This window comes from Paenibacillus sp. P5_B5 (genome assembly GCF_056400365.1).
The window spans coordinates 22,690-41,726 of record NZ_JBFULK010000010.1; the positions used below are offsets into that span (position 1 = coordinate 22,690).

16 protein-coding genes are annotated in these 19,037 nt (G+C 41.6%); 11 read left to right on the forward strand and 5 right to left on the reverse strand.

All coding sequences use genetic code 11. The features are described 5' to 3' along the window. The first annotated feature begins 7 nt into the window (after positions 1-7). The 3 genes from AC1DOK_RS14275 to AC1DOK_RS14285 all read left to right on the forward strand — a co-directional run bounded on the left by AC1DOK_RS14275 (position 8) and on the right by AC1DOK_RS14285 (position 2,966). Positions 8-988, forward strand: a complete 981-nt coding sequence (locus tag AC1DOK_RS14275; RefSeq protein WP_477554964.1) for an alpha-ketoacid dehydrogenase subunit beta — start codon at positions 8-10, stop codon at positions 986-988. A gap of 28 nt (positions 989-1,016) precedes the next feature. Beyond that, positions 1,017-2,228 (forward strand): dihydrolipoamide acetyltransferase family protein, encoded by a 1,212-nt coding sequence (locus AC1DOK_RS14280; RefSeq protein ID WP_477554965.1) that lies wholly within the window; start codon positions 1,017-1,019, stop codon positions 2,226-2,228. Positions 2,229-2,387: 159 nt separating this feature from the next. Beyond that, the gene (locus AC1DOK_RS14285; RefSeq protein WP_477554966.1) at positions 2,388-2,966 is read left to right on the forward strand and encodes a DUF4256 domain-containing protein; all 579 of its coding nucleotides are present in this window, start codon (positions 2,388-2,390) and stop codon (positions 2,964-2,966) included. 364 nt (positions 2,967-3,330) lie between these two features. Here the strand turns inward: AC1DOK_RS14285 and AC1DOK_RS14290 are convergent, their stop codons facing one another. Next, a complete protein-coding gene (locus AC1DOK_RS14290) occupies positions 3,331-4,377 on the reverse strand; it encodes a PocR ligand-binding domain-containing protein (protein WP_477554967.1) in 1,047 nt (348 codons plus the stop codon). 215 nt (positions 4,378-4,592) lie between these two features. On the opposite strand from AC1DOK_RS14290, the gene AC1DOK_RS14295 reads away from it, so the two are divergent. Together AC1DOK_RS14295 and dhaK are read left to right on the forward strand one after the other, a co-directional pair. Beyond that, positions 4,593-5,729 (forward strand): glycerol dehydrogenase, encoded by a 1,137-nt coding sequence (locus tag AC1DOK_RS14295; RefSeq protein ID WP_477554968.1) that lies wholly within the window; start codon positions 4,593-4,595, stop codon positions 5,727-5,729. Between the two features lies 1 nt (position 5,730). Continuing rightward, complete coding sequence (dhaK, locus tag AC1DOK_RS14300; protein ID WP_477554969.1) at positions 5,731-7,500, forward strand: dihydroxyacetone kinase subunit DhaK; 1,770 nt, start codon at positions 5,731-5,733, stop codon at positions 7,498-7,500. A 162-nt stretch (positions 7,501-7,662) separates the two neighbouring features. Here the strand turns inward: dhaK and pgtP are convergent, their stop codons facing one another. Both pgtP and AC1DOK_RS14310 read right to left on the reverse strand, forming a co-directional pair. Continuing rightward, a complete protein-coding gene (gene pgtP, locus AC1DOK_RS14305; protein WP_477555117.1) occupies positions 7,663-8,976 on the reverse strand; it encodes a phosphoglycerate transporter protein PgtP in 1,314 nt (437 codons plus the stop codon). Further along, entirely contained in the window at positions 8,897-9,127 is a 231-nt protein-coding gene (locus AC1DOK_RS14310; RefSeq protein ID WP_477555126.1) for a hypothetical protein, read from the reverse strand. The genes pgtP and AC1DOK_RS14310 overlap by 80 nt, the downstream gene beginning before the upstream one ends. Positions 9,128-9,335: 208 nt before the next feature. Here AC1DOK_RS14310 and AC1DOK_RS14315 point away from each other — a divergent pair, with 208 nt between their 5' ends. Genes AC1DOK_RS14315 through AC1DOK_RS14325 form a run of 3 tightly spaced genes read left to right on the forward strand, consistent with a single transcriptional unit; the run spans position 9,336 to position 12,351 of the window. After that, positions 9,336-10,256: a substrate-binding domain-containing protein gene (locus AC1DOK_RS14315; RefSeq protein ID WP_477554970.1), complete on the forward strand. Its 921-nt coding sequence runs from the start codon at positions 9,336-9,338 to the stop codon at positions 10,254-10,256. After that, positions 10,256-11,668: a sensor histidine kinase gene (locus AC1DOK_RS14320; RefSeq protein WP_477554971.1), complete on the forward strand. Its 1,413-nt coding sequence runs from the start codon at positions 10,256-10,258 to the stop codon at positions 11,666-11,668. Before AC1DOK_RS14315 ends, AC1DOK_RS14320 begins: the two co-directional genes overlap by 1 nt. 20 nt (positions 11,669-11,688) lie before the next feature. Beyond that, positions 11,689-12,351: a response regulator gene (locus AC1DOK_RS14325; protein ID WP_477554972.1), complete on the forward strand. Its 663-nt coding sequence runs from the start codon at positions 11,689-11,691 to the stop codon at positions 12,349-12,351. 64 nt (positions 12,352-12,415) lie between these two features. Here AC1DOK_RS14325 and AC1DOK_RS14330 read toward each other — a convergent pair whose 3' ends face one another. Continuing rightward, positions 12,416-14,011, reverse strand: coding sequence for a response regulator transcription factor (locus AC1DOK_RS14330; RefSeq protein ID WP_477554973.1), 1,596 nt, complete (start codon positions 14,009-14,011; stop codon positions 12,416-12,418). Then, a complete protein-coding gene (locus AC1DOK_RS14335; RefSeq protein WP_477554974.1) occupies positions 13,986-15,779 on the reverse strand; it encodes a sensor histidine kinase in 1,794 nt (597 codons plus the stop codon). Before AC1DOK_RS14335 ends, AC1DOK_RS14330 begins: the two co-directional genes overlap by 26 nt. Before the next feature lie 134 nt (positions 15,780-15,913). Between AC1DOK_RS14335 and AC1DOK_RS14340 the strand changes: the two genes are divergently transcribed. From AC1DOK_RS14340 to AC1DOK_RS14350, 3 genes are all read left to right on the forward strand, one after another. Beyond that, on the forward strand, positions 15,914-17,230 hold the full coding sequence (locus AC1DOK_RS14340) for an ABC transporter substrate-binding protein (RefSeq protein ID WP_477554975.1): 1,317 nt from the start codon (positions 15,914-15,916) through the stop codon (positions 17,228-17,230). Between the two features lie 97 nt (positions 17,231-17,327). Continuing rightward, positions 17,328-18,200, forward strand: a complete 873-nt coding sequence (locus AC1DOK_RS14345) for a carbohydrate ABC transporter permease (RefSeq protein ID WP_477554976.1) — start codon at positions 17,328-17,330, stop codon at positions 18,198-18,200. Next, on the forward strand, positions 18,197-19,030 hold the full coding sequence (locus AC1DOK_RS14350) for a carbohydrate ABC transporter permease (protein WP_477554977.1): 834 nt from the start codon (positions 18,197-18,199) through the stop codon (positions 19,028-19,030). The genes AC1DOK_RS14345 and AC1DOK_RS14350 overlap by 4 nt, the downstream gene beginning before the upstream one ends. The last annotated feature ends 7 nt before the right edge of the window (positions 19,031-19,037 follow it).

The following is a 19,037-nucleotide window of genomic DNA, read 5'->3' on the forward strand; positions in this document are numbered from 1 at the left end:
AATTTGAATGCCAAAGACCAATTTTAGATGGGCAATCAATCAGGCTATGGACGAAGAAATGGCACGCGATAATAAGGTATTTTTGCTTGGAGAGGATATTGCTGAGTCTGGCGGTACATTTGGCTTGACGAAAGGGTTATATGAGAAATATGGTGATTGGCGGGTGAAGGATTGCCCGATTAGTGAAGAAGGAATTATGGGGGCAGCGGTAGGTGCCGCCCTTGTTGGATACAGGCCGATTATCGATATCATGTTTATGGATTTCATCATGATTGCTATGGAGCAATTGGTTAACCAGGCAGCCAAAACGCACTATTTATCCGGCGGAAACATTAAAGTCCCACTTGTCATAAGAGCGCTGGCAGGCGGAGGATTTCGAGCTGGGGGACACCATTCGCAGACATTGGAAAGCTGGTTTGCTCACGTCCCCGGCTTGAAAGTGGTATACCCGTCTACACCCTATGATGCAAAAGGTATGCTCAAAGCATCGATCAGAGATGATAATCCAGTCGTGTTCCTGGAACACAAGTCGCTGTTAAGTTTAAAAGGTGATGTACCCGAAGAGGAGTACATCGTTCCACTTGGCAAGGCAGACATTAAACGCGAAGGCAAAGACGTCACCATCGTGGCGATTGGAAGAATGGTTCATACTGCACTTACAGCAGCGGAAGCTCTTGCGGAAGAAGGAATTGACGCCGAGGTGATCGATCCGAGGACGCTTCTGCCCTTAGATAAAGATACAATCCTGAAATCGGTAGAAAAAACAAATAGAGTGGTTGTTGTCTATGAAGCCCCTAAAAACAGTGGATTTGGTTCAGAAATAGCGGCTGTCATCAGTGAAGAGGCCATTTACGATCTGGATGCACCGATTAAGAGAATCGCCGGAGCTTTTACCCCTATTCCTGTGGGGACTGTTGAAGACTTTTTGTATCCGACAGCAGAAAAAATTATAGCGGGTGTAAAAGAGATGCTTGTGTCTCGATGCTAGACAAGAGATTTTTTAGGGCGGTGTTAGTATGGCAGTTACAGTCACCATTCCCAAATTAGGAGTGGAAATGGAAAGCGCAAGAATCGATCATTGGGTAAGGAAGGAGGGAGAGTGGGTAGAGGAGGGAGAAGTCCTGCTCGTGATTGAAACGGAAAAAGTTACTTTCGAGGTAGAGGCTGCTACCACTGGTTATTTGCACATTATTGGCGAAGCTGGGAAAGAGTATAAAATTGGAGAGTTGCTGGCGATGATCACGGAGGATAAAGAAGAGTATCGGGGGATGGTCTCCCAAAATGATGTTCCCAGTGAAAATGTGGAGACTCAAAATATGTCCTCTACAGTCAGTCATGTCTCCCAAAAGGTCTCTCCACTAGCTCGCAGAATAGCTAAAGACACAGGGGTGGACGTCTCTCTACTGAAGGGTAGCGGGCCTGATGGGGCGATAATAAAGAAGGATGTTATGTTATTGTTGGAAGAAGTAAAGCAAACGGATCTTAAAGAATCTGAAAATAAAGAGGTAGAAATCAGAAACTTGTCAGTATCGAAGGTAGTGAAAGAAACAAAGCCACTAAGCGGAATGAGAAAAGTGATTGCAAGGAAAATGTATGAGAGCTTGCAACGAACGGCACAAATGACGGATATTAGTGAAATTGAGGTAACGGCGCTGGTTGAATTTAGAAATGAGCTAAAGGAACTTAGTGAAGAAATTGGCTATACGATTTCCTATACATCGCTAATGATTAAAATCGTAGCAATAATACTCAAAGAATTACCGATCCTGAACGCTAGTATTGAAGATGAACAAATCGTCTATTGGGATAACGTCAACATTGGCGTGGCGGTTGCACTCGATGACGGACTGGTTGTACCGGTGATTTATAATGCTGATAAACTTTCATTGGGAGAAATCCATCTTCGTTTAGATAACCTGATCAGTAAAGCCAAAAATAAGTCACTATTGCCTGATGAAATGTCTGGAGGAACTTTTACCATAACGAATTTCGGTAGTTTTGGTAGCGTTTGGGGCACTCCTATCATTAACCCGCCGGAAGTAGGGATACTTGGCGTAGGCGCAATCCAGCAAAAGCCTGTAGTGCGTAACGGTGAAATTGCTATCGGCAACGTGATGGGCTACAGCTTGACCGTTGACCATCGTTTAATTGACGGTAATGTGGCCGGGAAGTTTCAGAAGGCGTTCAAGCATATTGTACAAAATCCCAAGTTGTTAATTGTTAAATAATCTAAATCCATCCTTTGTTATATAGTAGGCGGAGCACTGCAAAACTACTTGTGTTAGGATGAAGATGGGAAACAAATAGCCTATGTTTTAGCATACGACACATGTGGGGTGATGTGTGTCGCTCACTATGGAGTAGCATATTTGAAGGGAGAAATTAATATGACAACGAGTCCCATCAGCAGTAAAAAGGAGTTATCTCCGGAACAACATGAAGGACTACTCAAAATATTGAAAGCACGTTTTGAGAAAAACATGAACCGCCATCAAGGTCTTGAATGGGCTAATGTACAAGCAAGGCTCGAAGCTCAAACAGAAAAATTATGGTCGCTCCATGAAATGGAGAGAACTGGCGGCGAACCGGATGTCGTTGATCATGACAATAAGACGGACGATTACATTTTTTGCGATTGCTCAGTGGAAAGTCCTAAGGGTCGCAGAAGTGTTTGTTACGACCGTGAAGCACTGGAGTCACGGAAAGAACATAAGCCACAAAATAATGCGATAGAAATGGCAGCTGCCATGGGTATTGAGCTTTTAACAGAAGAACAATACCGGGAGCTGCAGAAACTCGGAAACTTCGATTTGAAAACTTCGAACTGGGTGAAAACACCCGCTAGTATTAGAAAACTCGGCGGGGCCATCTTTTGCGATCGTCGCTACGACACTGTATTTATGTACCACAATGGAGCAGAATCCTATTATGCCGCTAGAGGGTTCCGTGGCTCGCTAAGGGTCTAAATACTGGTGTAGGCTGGTTGCCGCTTACTTCAAAGACGAAATATGATCAAGCAAGCTTTTAAATTTTCACAGAAAAAATAAAGAACCATGTTAAGCAATCGAATACTGTCACATCAAGCTGTATCATGAGTTTTATAAGGCGTAGCGGTAACAATATATAGAGATTAAATAACCTCATTTCTAGCAGCTATGAGGAAATAATAACTCTGATATCCCTTGATATATAAGGGATATTTTGGTTGGAAGTGGGAGTTTCGACTATGTTAAACTTGAAGAATACTTATTATGAATTGATCTCATCCGCCGATGCATCCGCCCATGGAAAATAGCCCCTAAAGAGGGGCTTGCGTGTCGAGAAGAAAAGCTATCCGATGGAATTGCTCTTATAAACATTTCGGTATACGTTTGGTGTTAGATTTTCGAATTTTTTGAACGTTTTAATAAAATAACCTGCATCACAGAATCCCAGATCATCACTTATCTGATTCATGGCTAGGTCCGTTGTCTCCAAGAGCTGCTTGGCCCATTCAACTTTGAGCCGGGCAATAAAGACGGAGAAATTCTCTCCCGTTTCCTTCGTAAATATGCGGCTAAAATAGCTGGAACTAATATAACATCGTTGTGCCATCTCTTGTAATGTGAAGTTTTCATTCTTATGGGCATAGATATAATCGAATGCGGGTTGCAGCACTGGATTTGAAGAAAAAAATGCATGAGATACAGACTTTTTCACTTTTGTCTCAATTAGCGCACTTGATAGTTCGTGTTGAATTGCTTGGATATTCCGATACGTACGATCCGATGCACTCATGGTATCGTGCGATAGATGATCCATATTAAGAGATAGAGCCTTTTTGTACATATCCATCGTTGCGTTTTTGTGAATTGCTTCTTCTACGATGTAGGTACATAAGTGAAATAACATATCAGCAATAGTTGTCACTTCTTCATAGGATAAGACGGGCAACGATTGATAGTCATCTTTAAGGGCTTTGAATTTGCTGTTCGTTTCCGCATTGGATGGCCGAGACACGATTTGTTCAAGTAGCGGCACATCTGTATCGCGCAGCTTAATTTGTCCAGCCATGATCGCTCCGATATATTGATTATCGATAATGATTGGGATCGCGATATCAAGAATATTGAAATGGCATAAATAGATATAAGGTTTATTTAACCGGACGGCTTCTAATCCGCCGCGTGAATCACATTTTTGACAATATTGAGAGAGGTAGGAATCTTGCCTTACTCCCTGACAAAAGGATTGGCAATAACTATGCTTGGTCACAGGAACCCCTTTGTAGTCCACTGTAATAATTGCCATTTTGGTCACGAGCGAGAGAGAGTCTTGTAGCCTATGCCATTTTTCCAAATCAATAATATGCTCTAAATCAAACCGTGATTTTACCATTATTGTATATTCTCCGTTTGAATGTTATTGTATTTGATTCATATCTTGCCTTTATTATACTAGATTCGTCACCCAAAAGGACAAGATAATACAATTTCTTAGCATGATGACAAAAAAATACGATATGAAAACGCTTTAAATAGAGATTATCCTTTCATGATTATCGTCCAGCGTCTGCTTATAATAGAGTTATATTCAAAAGGGAGGAATATGTTATGAGAAAAGCATTTATTTGTCCAACGAAATATGTCCAAGGTGAGGATGAACTACTTAACTTAGGTTATTTTGTAAAAACATTTGGAGATTCAGCTTTATTAATTGCTCATCCTGATGATGTGTCGCGAGTGAAAGAGAAGCTGGAGGCTACAAAAAATAAATTTAATATTAAACTCATTGAAAGCGGTTTCCAAGGAGAGTGTTCTAGACAAGAAGTGGCTCGATTACAAGCATTAGCCAAAGAATATAACTGCTCCTGCACAATTGGATTAGGCGGCGGCAAAGCGATTGATACCGCGAAATGTGTAGCTGAAGGAGAAGCCTTAATTATAGTTCCAACGATTGCCGCTACTGATGCGCCGACAAGTCATTCAGCCGTGCTATATACACCTGAAGGGGCATTTGACGACTATGCTTATTTCAAACAAAGTCCTAGCGTGGTGATGATTGATACAACAGTGATTGCGAACGCCCCTACAAGATTTCTTGTATCCGGTATGGGCGATGCGCTTTCCACATATTTTGAAGCGAGAGCAACCTCGAAATCATATTCCAACGTTAATGCTGGCTTGCCATGCGGTGTTCATGAAGGTGTATGTGGTGAGGCAAAAGGAACCAAGACGGCATTGGCACTAGCGAAATTATGCTATGAAACGTTATTGGAAGATGGTGTGAAAGCTAAATTATCTTGTGATCGGAATGTCGTCACGCCTGCACTTGAGAATATTATTGAAACTAATATTTTGCTGTCGGGCCTAGGGTTTGAAAGCGGGGGCTTAGCGGCAGCCCATGCCATTCATAATGGATTAACTTCACTTGAAGGAACGCATCATTATTATCATGGGGAAAAAGTAGCCTTTAGTACCATCGCTCAATTGGTACTTGAAAATGCGGACAAAGACGAAATCCAGGAAGTGTTGACGTTCTGCGCATCGGTCGGTCTTCCCATTTGTTTGGCTGACATAGGCGTGGAACACATTTCACATGAAGAAATGATGAGTGTTGCTCAAAAGGCTTGCATTGCGGAAGAATCCATTCATTCGATGCCATTCCCGATAACGGAGGAAGCGGTAGCAGCAGCGATTATGGTCGCAGATCAAATCGGGCGCGAATTTAAAATGAGCAAGGAGGCATAAGATGAAAAAAATAATCAATAAACCTGAAACACTTGTTCGAGAAATGTGTAACGGTTTAGTCCTGGCACATCCGAGCTTAGCATTTAACAGCAAATATAAAATCATAACCAAAAAAGAAATCAATAAGGAAAAAGTAACGCTAATCAGCGGTGGTGGAAGCGGACACGAGCCCGCGCATGCTGGATTTGTTGGGAAGGGGATGCTGGACGTAGCAGTATGTGGCGATGTTTTTGCTTCCCCGTCCCAAATTCAGGTCTATCAAGCGATCCGTAACTCCGAAAGTAACAAAGGAACGTTGTTAATTATAAAAAATTACAGCGGCGATATCATGAATTTCAAAAATGCGGCTCATCTTGCGAGTGAAGATGGCATTCAAGTGGACTTTGTAAAAGTCGATGACGATATTGCAGTGGAGGATAGTCTCTACACCGTGGGAAGAAGGGGAGTAGCGGGTACGGTTCTCGTTCATAAAATTGCGGGAGCCGCTGCAGAAGCAGGATTGTCCTTGCGTGAAGTAAAAGAAGCGGCTCAACATGCCATCGATAACATTCGAAGTATTGGATTTGCTTTTACTTCTTGCACCGTTCCTGCAAAGGGTTCACCTACGTTTCACATTGGAGATCATGAAATGGAGTATGGTGTTGGCATTCATGGCGAACCTGGCATCCGGAGAGAGACTGCAATATCAGCGGATGAATTAGCCCATCGGATGGTGACGGCCTTATTGAATAACTTGCAGATGGATAATGACATAGAGCAAGAAGTGGCTATGTTGATCAATGGGTTTGGCGGCACGCCACTACAAGAGTTGTACTTACTGAATAACTCCGTTACTCGTGAATTAGTGGCGAAGAATAAAAAAGTATACGTAGGGTTTGTGGGAAATTACATGACTAGTATCGATATGGCTGGAGCATCGGTTACCATCATGAGGCTGGACCCTAAGCTTAAGAAGTTGTTGTCGGAACCATGCAATACGCCGGCTCTATTCATACAGGAGCCTTTTGAACCAGTGAACTTTACGGAAGTCGTGCACACTCAAGAGGTGGATAAGCTCGTATCCTACAAGAATGAGACAGATCCAACGGGTGCAATCATTGAACATAACCAGCTATCCTTTCAAAATATCGTATATCTGATCGATCAAATAAGTGAAATCATCATTGAGAATGAGGTGCCATTCTGCGAGTTGGATGCCCATGCAGGAGACGGTGACTTTGGAATGAGTGTTGCCAAGGGATTCAAGCAATTAAAGGCGGAGTGGAAGGACATTTTATCGCATAGTACAACGGATATTGGAAGTTTTCTGGATGCTTGCTCTTTAATTATTATGGAGCATTGCGGCGGAGCATCGGGTCCAATTTGGGGATCTGCGTTCCGTGCAGCTAGTAAATACGTTGGGAATAAGCATGCGCTATCCATTGATGAGGTCGCTGGTATGATGACAGCTGTTGTCAAAGGGATTCAAGATACCGGAGAAAGATCGTTTGGTAGAGGGGCGGTTGTAGGAGATAAAACATTGATTGATGCTCTTGCTCCTTATGCTGTAGCTTGGGAACAGAGTGCGCGACATGGCGAGGATATCAAGACGGCATCTATCCAGGCGGCAGAGGCTGCTGTACATGGCGCAGAACAAACCAAGGCAATTGTAGCTCGCATGGGAAGAGCCGGTACGGTGGGTGAGCGAAGTATTGGTTATCCAGATGCAGGAGCCTATGCATTAGGAGTTATTTTCACAGAACTCTCAAAAGTAATGAAATACAGCAAGTAGGGTTGATCGCAGGTAAGACTTTTATTATTTGAAGACTTATCAACTACGGTAACATGCCTAATAAAAAGACCCGCAAGACAGTCACTTCTTACAAAGTGTGCATCTTGCGGGAAACAATTGACTAGGCAGAGGGAGTTGCTTTCTTACATTCGTGTACTTACATTATGATGCTTCTTGTATTCGTGCTAACTTCATACGCTCCATATCTTTAACACCAAAGTGTGTTAAGAAGCAGAATACGATAGCGAACACTGTCGCTCCAAAGAGCAAATAGAATCCAGCATGCCAACCGAAACTGTCAACCATGTAACCGAATACGGTTGTTCCTGTTGTAGCCCCCAATACGTAACTCATGAAGCCTCTCAAACCAACCGCCGAACCAACTGCGAATGGCGGAACAACTTCCATCGTTTGTACAGAAGCAAGGAATTGCGGAACGTAGATAAAGCAGCCAATCGTTGCAGCGAATAATGTTGTCCATAGCAAGGAATCGCTTATCCAGTAGCCAAAGAGACAACCGAAGATAGTAACCAGCGCGATTACTGCCGGCGGCATACGTAAACCTTTGAATACTTTGTCAGATAAGTAACCTACCAATAGTGTGGACGGAATGGCCGCCCATTCGAAGAATAAGTAAGCAGTGTGCATTTGATCTTCGGAGAAGCCTTTCACTTCTAACAGGTAGATCGGCATGAAGCTGATAACTCCGAATCTAACCATATATACGAATGTGTCTAGTAGGGATACATACCAGGCATTCTTGTTCTTGAGCACGTACTTCACGAATATTTGAAGAGAGTTTAATTCTTCTGGCGCTTTTTCATTAGCACTTAGTTTATATGTAGGATCATTAGCATCTTTGAAGATTTCAGTAACGGGAGGCAGCCCTTCGTTTTTAGGAGAGCCTTTCGTTAATACTAAGATCACGATAGCAAACACGAGTGCGATTGCCGCAGGAATCTGATAGGTAGCCACCTGCCAATTGTCGCGTCCAACGACAGCGATAGACGCACCAACGATCGGTGCAACAATGCCGCCGCCAAGGTTATGTGAGGTATTCCATATCGCAGTTATCGTACCTTTGCGCTTCTTTGGGAACCAGTTAGCAATGGTGATGAAGGCTGGTCCTACACCCATACCTTGACACAATCCGAGAATGATGACGAGACCAGCGAATATCCAGAAAGAAGAACTAAAGCCCATCATCACATTGACTAAGCTACAAAGGATCAAGCCAAAAGCCATAAATCGCTTCGGACTCGCCTTATCGGAAAGACTACTCATAAATCCTTTGCTTATTCCGTATGCAACGAGCATACAGGTTGTTAACAAACCAACTTGGCCCACACTAAGTCCTAGCTCTTCTCTCAGGTATGGCGTAGATAAGCTAAAGTTACTACGCACGATATAGTAAGCCATGTAACCAAAGAATACGCCCAACAGTGACCGCATACTGAACTGCTTGTACACTTTCATGATGTCTTCTTGCGGCACCTGAGTCTTTGCGACCTTGGGTCTTAAAAATGCTAACATACTCTTCACCTCGATCTTGTAATGTGTGATTCAGACAATGAGGAAACGGTTTCGAATATGGCGTCAGTATTTCCATAATTTTAAACGCTTTCATAATGAATCTGCTCACCTCGTCTATTATCACGTATAATAGTTTTGCTCACTATCAGCGTAATTCTGATTTTTTATTAGGAGTTTTTAGTAGTTGATGTAGGAATAAATCCTACACCTTTGATGTGCTGTTTAATAGGGAAATAGCATAGTTTTTATGATATACTCGGGTAATTGAAACGGAGAATAAGAGAATGGAGGTTCAAACTCTTATGAAAAAGATGTACAAGCTAGTACTCATCTTTTTGGTCGTACTGCTTGTATCTGGGTGTCAGAGTAGTCATATAGAGTACGATATTAACTTCACCAAGACGGAACCAATGTCACCGATTGAATTGCCGGATGCACAGCAAGCACCTATTCGGGTAGCCTTCTCAAGTGTGCTTAACCCCGCTGATACAATTAAGCATTATAAAACGCTTACGAATTATATAGGCGAACAACTGAACCGGCCTGTTATTATGATTCAGCGTAAAAGCTACAGTGAGATCAGTATGTTGATGATTAACGGAGGGGCAGATATCGCACTGCTCTCTTCTGGGGCATATATTACATACCGCAATGTAGCGGGTTTAGAAGCGATTGCAATGCAAGAGCGAAAGGGACTTCCTTATTACCAGGGGTATCTCGTTGTCAATCGTAAGAGCAACATTAAGGATATTAGTGAACTAAAAGGGCGGAGTATCGCTTTTACCGATCCTATTAGCTATTCGGGGTTTATATTTATAGACCATCTACTTGCTGAGTTTAACGAAACGCCAGAAACGTTCTTTAACAGATATGTGTATACCTACAATCATGATAGTGCTCTTCAAGCGTTATTGGACAAGGTCGTGGATGCTGCATCCGTTAATAGCTTAGTTATTAAAAACATGGAGCAGTCTAATCCAGAATTAGCAAAAACACTTCAGGTCATCGCGGAGTCCCCAAGACTCGGAACCGGCCCCGTAGTCGTGAACAGCGATATGCCAGATGCGGATAAGGAGCGAGTGAAAGAGATCTTCTTATCGATGCACGAACAACAAGATATGCAAGAGGCACTAAAAGGTTTGTCTATTGACCGCTATGTTCCAGTAGATTTCAAATTATTCGACAGGGTTGACAAAACGAATTCGAATAGAGGAAGTTACTAATGGCCGGGATGAGTCGATTAAACATCAACAAGAAGATATTCGGGGCTGTCCTCGTCGCCTTGCTCTTTCTAGCTTTAGTATTAGGATTTATAATCTGGGATTCATTAACGAAAATGACGGGGGAAGAGTTGAAAAAGCGAGGTTTGAGCATTGCGAATCATATTGCGACCTCGTCTTCCGACTACATTCTGACCGATGATTACTATGCAACCTATATATTGATAGAACAAGCACAACAAGTAAATGAGGATATTCGATACATATTGGTGTTTAATAGCAATCAAACACTTGTAGGGCATTCATTCTCAGGGGATTTGCCTAGTGGAATCATTAATACGCATCTCCCGAATGGTACCAACAAGGATCAAGTAGCTGCATTAACCTCCAATGAGGGTAATATACAAGATATCCTTAGTCCCATTGAAGACGGGGATGTAGGTTACGTACGTGTGGGCATGGCAGAAAGCCGGGCTCAGGCGATGATATTAGGTGAGATTGGCGAGTTAATCATTGCAACTATACTTGTATGTATTGCTGCTGCTGGTATTGTCTATTATGTAACGCACTTTATCACTAGATCCATTAACAATCTGGTAAAGGTAGCTACTGGGATATCAGAAGGAAATCTGTCTTTAAGAGTGAATGAGACGAGCAACGATGAGGTCGGAAAGCTAGCACGAGCGTTTAATGAAATGACGGATAGTTTAATTAGCTCTAACACAGAGGTTGAGAAGCTGCTTAATGAACTGCTAGAGAAGGATGGAATCCGTGATATGCTCATCTCCAAGTTGCTATCTGCCCAAGAGGATGAACGCAGACGAATCTCACGTGAGCTGCATGATGAAACCAGTCAAGCGCTTACTTCATTGATGGTTACGATGCGCGTTATGGCTAATGAAGCGAAAGACGATGAACAGCATACACTGCTTACATCATGCCGAGAGGTAACAGCGAGTATTTTACGGGAAATTAGAGATTTAGCAGTAGAGTTAAGACCGCCAATCCTAGATGATATGGGCTTAATACCTGCAATTCGGAAGTACGTACATAACTTCGAAGATAAGTATGGTCTTGAGGTTGTCCTTACGCTGCCTAGTAATGAATGTACAATGGATAGTCATAAGGCAGTAGCCTTGTATCGCATCGTTCAAGAGAGCATGACCAATGTTGTAAAGCACACCTCAGCGTCCAAGATTCAGATTACGCTTACACTGCAGAATCAGCATATTCAATTAATGGTTCGAGATAATGGGCATGGCATCCAATTGCAGGACTTTGAAAAGGCGCGTCAACAAGATCGAATCGGTATTTATGGGATGAGGGAGCGGGCAGTATTGCTAGGGGGATCATTTCATCTGGAATCGATAAGTGAAGGCGGGACAGAGCTAAGCGTTTCCTTACCACAATATTAGAGAAGGAAGGTGGTGCAACTGTGGAACAAACGGTTGAAATTATGCTTGTTGATGACCACGCTTTACTAAGAGCCGGTCTCAAGCTGCTCCTTCAAAAACGTTCAAATTACAAAGTAGTGGGAGAGGCCGCTGATGGATTTGAAGCCCTTCGGCTGTATGATGAGCTTAAACCACATGTACTGATCCTGGATATTAGCTTGCCGCGATTGGATGGAATCCAAGTACTGCAGCAAATTAGAGCTAAGTATAAAGAAGCCACGGTAATTGTATTAACGATGCACGAGGATGAGGATTATGTAAACTCCGTTATGCAATCAGGCGCATCCGGCTATATTCCGAAAGTAGCTGTCGATGAGGACTTATATACTGCCATTGATCAAGTTATGGAGGGTAATCTATTTCTTAGGCCGAAAGAAACACAAGCGCTATTAACTTCTATGCTCAAGAAGAACGTACAGCAAGCAGAGTCACAAGTTTCATATGAAGTATTAAGCCCTCGTGAACGAGAAGTATTAGGCTTCATAGGCCGAGGATATTCACTTGTAGAGATAGCCCAGCATTTGAATCTGAGTATTAAGACAGTGGATACACATAAGACTAGACTTATGAATAAGCTAAATGTCACCAAGAAGAGCGAGCTGGTTGAGTTTGCTATGAAGCATAAGTTGCTTAACGATCAATGAGAAAGGCCGCACTGTGCGAAGCCACTGAAAAGCCTATGCGCATATGCATAGGCCTACTTAATTTTTACTTGGTATGTAAATTACGGTACTCCGTCGGGGAAAGGCCAGTAGTTAGTTTGAATTTACGGAAGAAGTAGTTGGAATCGAGATAACCGATGTGCCTAGCGATTTCAGAGACTTTGATAAGTGTCGACTCGAGTAGTTTTTTGGCCTGATCGAGTCTGATGCGATTTAAATAGTCACTAAAGTATTCACCTATTTCTTCCTTGAATAAGCGTCCTAGGTAAGTGTTATTCACGTTAAAGCGGGAAGCGAGAATTTGAAGAGACAATTCTTCAGCATATCGTTCTTGTATATACTGTTCAACCTGCTCAATAATTGGATTTTTTTTCTTGGCCGGGACACTTTGCAGTGCATTTTCCAGTCCATTTAACAACTGCAGCAGATCGTTTCGAATTTCGCCGATCTCATTTCTTGCAAAAAGTTTTTGGAATACTTTACTCTCAACAAGAAATTCACTTATGGGCAGGTTCTTTTGTTTGAGTGTTAGTTTGCTAAGCATGACCCATTCTATCGCAGCATATTTGGCAGCCGAAAGCGGGTCAACTTGGGAGGAGGCCCATTGAAAGTCATTGCCAATAGCTTCAGTCCATAATTTGCGATCACCAGAAAGCAGGGCAGTGACCAGGTGCTCACGTTCTGCCAATCCGAATGGGGTCTCTTTTTGCTTGTGCACGAAATAAGTGTTATCAACGCATTTCGGTCCTTCCGTTAAATGGATATAATCTTGAAGGTGGCGTGCATCATGATATGACATATGTACCGTTTGCATCTGGGAAATCACACTACCTAACGTACAGAACCATGGTGTTTTCAGTATAGGCGCGTAGCCCTTCGCAATCTCCTGCATCCACAACAAATTCTCATTGGCAAATGTCGGGGCATCAACGTATCCATTGCTTTTACCTGTTAGGAGGCAAACGATCTCCCTGTTTTGATTTAGAAAAGCGATTCCTTTACATTGTTCTCGAAGCGCTTCATCTACACTATTGACGATGGCGAACGAACGGAACTGCTGCTCCCCATGGGATAACTCCATTTCTCTCCAATCCTGCCATGTGATGATACCTACTTGAAAGAGATCGTATTTTCGCATGTCAATTCCAAGAAAAAACAATTTCTCCACCAGTTGATCTGGATCGATACGATTTTCCATCCATCGTAAGATAACATTATCGCGTAAAAGCTGAAATGATTCACGGTTCCATTGTTCGCTTCTCCACTTCGCATGTTGCTTTTCACAGCATGTTTTAATGATAGAGATGAGTTCGTGTGCATCAACAGGCTTCAGTAAATAATCTTCAATCTGAAATTTCATTGCTTTGCGTACATAGGTGTAATCGTCATAACCGCTCAGCACAATGATTTGCGTGTGCCATCCATAATGACGAATCTGTTCAATTAACTCGAGTCCATTGCCTTGAGGCATGCGAATATCGGTTAGAACAATATCGGGCTTTCGCTCCTCCATAAGTTTTAGAGCTTCAAATCCACCTTCAGATGTGCCAATAATTTCGATACCGAGATCATCCCAATCGATCAAATGGATTAAGCCTTCACGGATGAATCGATCATCATCTACGATTAGCAGCTTGGTCATCATTCACCCTACCTTTATTGTCGTTATACGGAATTTTCATTTGCACGCCAAATCCACCTGTTTGAGCATATGAATCCTGAATAACAAACAATCCATATTCTTCACCGAAATAGTTTTTAATTCTTTCGTGTATATTTTTCAAGCCAAGATGCTTTTCTGGCAAATAATGCGATGACTCTAACAGTTGGATAAGGTCCGTCATTCGGCTCCGTGAAATTCCAGTCCCATTGTTTCGAATGTAAAGCGATAAACAATCTTTTTCTCTTGTGATCTGAATCGAAATCTTCGGATTTTCTCGTTTTTCTAATTCGCCGTGCTGAATTGCGTTTTCAATGATCGGTTGGAGGCTGAATTTGAGTATTTGATGATGATAAAGATCAAGCTCCGAATCGATCTCTAGATGGATCACATTAGATTTTCCCATATTGAAAAGTTCCAGATAGTACTCCATATACGTCAGTTCTTCTTGAATGGGAATGACATCGTGGTCCTGCTTCAACATCCAACGAAACAGTTTTCCTAAGGAATGCAGTTTCTCTGCAAGAATATGCTGACCGTTTGAGACTGCCTGCATACGGATCGATTCCATGGTGTTAAATAAAAAATGAGGATTAATCTGCATCTTCAGAGCGACATATTCGGCATTCCGTCTTTGAATATCAGTTATATACACACGGTTGATATATTCTTTAAGATACTCTGTCATTCGATTGAATCTCAAGATTAATTCACTAATTTCATCATTATTTTGAACGGGTATAGGTTCGGTAAAGGGATTCGTCTGAACTTTTTTAAAATGATTCATCAGCAGCTTTAACCGCTTCATAACAATAGTTTGGATGCTGGAAATCAATAGAAGGCAGACAGGCCAGGTTATACCCAGAATCAGAATAATAGACATGGTAATATTGTTCAGACTTGATTGGATTGCAGTTTTGTTCTTAGCTCCGATAATTTCTATATCGTATTGCTCTAATGTAATCTTGCTTAATAAGTAGTCACCGGAATCGGTAATTGCGTCTGTATTCTTAGAATCGGTATCCAGCAGAACCCTCTCATTTTTCTTAATCATTAATCGGCTTTCCAAGTTCCCTTGGGGTTGAAACAGCTCCGATAAAATCTTAGTGTCGATAATCATTGAAAAGTAGCCATATACTTGATTCGGATTAATGCTTACAAGATCGAAAACAGGACTTACGATATAAATCATAGGTGTAGATGTATTCAGTAATCCATTGACAATTCCGATATAAGGATAATTATAGTCTTTGGGTAAATTTTCAAAAAATGCATGAAAATCGAATGAGTTATTTATTTGTAACTGCTGAAAATGAGAGGTATGCGCATATACTTTTTGATCACTGATACGATAAAACAGGAAAGCGCTGGCACCAGAATTTCGATTGAGAAGCAGGGAGAGAACTCCGTTAAAATAATTTTTCTCATTAAGTTTCCCTTGTTCATCATCAGTAGTGGGAATCTTGTTCTTCAAAAAGAATTGGTTAGTTCCAATTGTTTGGTCGTTAAAGTTATAAATCGACACAGTTTCCCTTTTGAACCGTTCAATTGTATCGATCAGGTGCAGCTTCAAGTTTTCCGTTCTTATATTCAGAAGATCCTGTTCTCTTTGTTCAAGCAATCGATAGAAACTGTTGTAGGTCAAAAAGCCCAGCGTGATAAACACGATCAGAAGAGAAATGCCGATGCCCAAATTCAATTTACGAAAAATATAGGGGCCAATATGCTGTTTATACATCCGGGTGAGCATGCAGCACCTCCAAATTAACAAAGTAGTTTAATTAATCTAGTAAAAGTATCGATATTCCTGTGGAAGCGCTTCATAATTTATTGAATAATAAGAATATACAATAAATACTTTGAGGAATGAAGGGGGAAGTCAATTTGAAAAAAATTTTTACATTCATCTTAGCTTGTATGCTCGCAGTAAGCATCTCTGCTTGTGGAAGCAACAAAACTGCGGATAAACCTGCAGAAACAAGCAGCCCAGAAAGTACGGCGACACCGGGAACTAAATCAGTAGAAATTGTTTTCCAATCTTGGGTTACACCGAATTTGACAGCAGAATTTTATGACGGCTTAATTAAAAAATTCGAAACAGCTAACCCTGATATTAAAGTGAAGCGCATTCAGCCTCCAGGTAACGAAGGCAGTGCAGACAACTATTTAAAGACCCTGCTTGCTTCCGGTGATTTTCCAGATGTTGTTCAGAATGTGACGACTAAACTTTTTGTCGATGCGGATGCATTGTTGGAAATTCCTGCTGATGACGAAATTAAAAGCATCAAGAATTATGAAACAGATCTAATTAATGGAAAATTATATCAAATCACTTCGGCGGGCAGCCAACCACAAACGATTATATTCTACAATAAAAAGCTGTTTGCCGAGGCAGGCATAACAACGTTGCCTAAAACATGGGCAGAGTTTATGGATGTATGTGCCAAGTTAAAGGAGAAGAACATTACACCACTTTTAACTGCAGGAGATTGGACATCAGGGTTCACGTTCTCGGCTCTAACTTCCCCGACGGTTTACTTGAATAAGAAGGCTTGGTATTCCGACCGTTACGATGGCAAAGTGAAATTTACGGATGCGGACTGGATCGAAGCAGCTAGCTATTATAATGAGCTTGTACAAAAAGGGTATTTCAACAAAGGCGTATTAAGTATCGATTATGCTGCCGTGGAACAAGAATTTTTGAAGGGCAATGGAGCGATGTACCCGATGGGTGTATGGTTCACAGCTTCGGAAGCCAAAGCGAACAAAGACTTTGAGGTCGGTGTGTTCCCTGCACCAACTAAGGATGGATCACAATTTATTCTTGGAGGAGAAAATGGCGGCGGTCTTGCGATTTCAAAGAAAACCAAAAATCCAGAGGCAGCTATTAAATTCGCCAAGTTCATGATGCTGGATCGTGAAAATAACAAAAAGTTTTTAGAAACAGACGGTCTGTTCTCTACGATGAAAGATCCGGTTAAATGGGACATGAGTCCATTGCAAACAGAAGTATCTAATTTACTGGCGAATAATCCACCGATGGTCGGATTTTATAACAATAAGGTCGGAAGTGTACCTGTAGCTGGAATCCAGGATCAGTACAACAAGGTAAGTCAAAACATATTGGCACAACAAGGGAAAGCTGACGTGACCAAAGAAATGCAAACACTCGATGATTATTGGGATAAAAACAAGAAATAATCGATTTGCGTCTATAACAGACAATGCTTAACAAAGGCGCATAGAACAATATGTGCCTTTGTTAACTTTACTATACTATCTATAGGCGGTGAGACAATTGAAAAAACGGGACTTTTGGTCAACTATGCTGATGTTCTCGCCAGGTTTCATCATCTATGTTTGTTTTTTGATGATACCTATCGTTTTATGCTTTTACTATGCATTTACCAATTGGAATGGGATAGATCCGACCTATCAATTTGTGGGTCTGAGCAATTTTTTTGAGGGGATTGTAGATGAACAATTTCTTCGTGCAATAAAGGTAACTCTGTTTATGACAATCGTAACAACGGTAATGGTCATTATATTTGGGCTATTCTTTGCCGTCTTGCTGAATAGGAAGGGAAGAATGACGAATTTCTACCGTTCCGTATTTTTCTTTCCACTCTTGATTAGTGCAATCGCGATCGGTTTCATTTGGAAGAGCATTTTGAGCTATAACGGCCTCTTAAATAATTTATTTGAGCACTTAGGATGGGAAAAAATCGAGTTTTTTGGAGATCCCAACCTGGCTATCCTAACCATCACATTTTTGGCAATTTGGCAATCAACAGGCTTTGTCATCGTGATTTATTTAGGAGGATTACAGACAATTCCGAAGGAGCTTTATGATGCTGCCAATATTGATGGAGCCTCCAGATGGCAGCAGTTCCGCAATGTGACCTTTCCATTTCTCGCTCCTGCATTTACGACAAGCATTGTATTTATGTTTACTGGGATGATGCGCGAATATGATCGCGTTGCAGTATTAACATATGGTGGGCCAGGAGGAGCAACGGAAACGATTGCTTATCAAGTAGTCAAAGTTGGTTTTAATGCAAATAGACTAGGCTATGCTTCAAGTTTGGCTGTTTATATGCTGTTTATAGTAGGAGTGTTCGCAGTTTTACTGACGGTGCTTCTCCGAAAAAGAGAGGAGCGGATTATGTGACAAGCAGAAAGTTAGAAGTAGGACGTCATGCATTATTGCTGTTTTTATCACTCTTTCTGTTGGTTCCTTTTTATATTGCACTCGTAAATGCCTTTAAGATCAGATCGGATATTCTGGCCAATCCGCTTTCATTGCCATTTGCAAGACTAACGTTCGATAACTTCGTCCGTTCGGCGATTACGCCTTCATTTAATATATTTAAAGCTTACGGGACATCAATATTAATTACTTCAGCTTCGGTCACTATAATCATTCTATTGTGCTCCATGATGTCTTTTGTGATTGCGAGAAATAAACATCGTTTTTTTTCACTTGTATATTTAGTGCTTTTGTCTGGTTTAATGATTCCGCCTCAAGTGATTTTAATCCCAACGGTTAAAGTGTTAAGCGGGTTTGGACTCATGTTTACCCCACAGGGACTCATTATTTACAATATCGCGTTTTATGTGCCGTTTACAGTGTTTACCTATGTAGGGTATATACGCACTATTTCTGAGGAGCTTGACGAGTCAGCCAAAATGGACGGTGCTGGGAAATTAACGATCTTTTGGCGAATCATTTTTCCTCTGATCCGTCCGGCTACGGCAACAGCTATCATTTTTCTTTGTTTGTGGATCTGGAACGATTTTGTGAGTCCGTCTATTATTCTGGGTTCCACTAAAGCGTACACAGTAACCACAGGAATCTATCGTGCAATTGGTCAGTACAGTACGAACTGGGAAGATATATTTACACTCGTTATCTTGGCGTCTTTTCCAATCTTTCTTATGTATCTGTTTATGCAAAGGCAGTTTATTGCCGGACTTACGGAAGGTTCGGTCAAGGGATAAGGAGAGA

Bases quoted from the DNA above. Each gene is read 5' to 3' on its own strand.
- AC1DOK_RS14320 (WP_477554971.1), top strand. From the start codon at position 10,256: ATGGCCGGGATGAGTCGATTAAACATCAACAAGAAGATATTCGGGGCT.
- dhaK (WP_477554969.1), top strand. From the start codon at position 5,731: ATGAAAAAAATAATCAATAAACCTGAAACACTTGTTCGAGAAATGTGT.
- AC1DOK_RS14280 (WP_477554965.1), top strand. From the start codon at position 1,017: ATGGCAGTTACAGTCACCATTCCCAAATTAGGAGTGGAAATGGAAAGC.
- pgtP (WP_477555117.1), bottom strand. From the start codon at position 8,976: ATGAAAGTGTACAAGCAGTTCAGTATGCGGTCACTGTTGGGCGTATTC.
- AC1DOK_RS14330 (WP_477554973.1), bottom strand. From the start codon at position 14,011: ATGACCAAGCTGCTAATCGTAGATGATGATCGATTCATCCGTGAAGGC.
- AC1DOK_RS14295 (WP_477554968.1), top strand. From the start codon at position 4,593: ATGAGAAAAGCATTTATTTGTCCAACGAAATATGTCCAAGGTGAGGAT.
- AC1DOK_RS14290 (WP_477554967.1), bottom strand. From the start codon at position 4,377: ATGGTAAAATCACGGTTTGATTTAGAGCATATTATTGATTTGGAAAAA.
- AC1DOK_RS14315 (WP_477554970.1), top strand. From the start codon at position 9,336: ATGAAAAAGATGTACAAGCTAGTACTCATCTTTTTGGTCGTACTGCTT.
- AC1DOK_RS14310 (WP_477555126.1), bottom strand. From the start codon at position 9,127: ATGAAAGCGTTTAAAATTATGGAAATACTGACGCCATATTCGAAACCG.
- AC1DOK_RS14285 (WP_477554966.1), top strand. From the start codon at position 2,388: ATGACAACGAGTCCCATCAGCAGTAAAAAGGAGTTATCTCCGGAACAA.
- AC1DOK_RS14335 (WP_477554974.1), bottom strand. From the start codon at position 15,779: ATGCTCACCCGGATGTATAAACAGCATATTGGCCCCTATATTTTTCGT.
- AC1DOK_RS14275 (WP_477554964.1), top strand. From the start codon at position 8: ATGCCAAAGACCAATTTTAGATGGGCAATCAATCAGGCTATGGACGAA.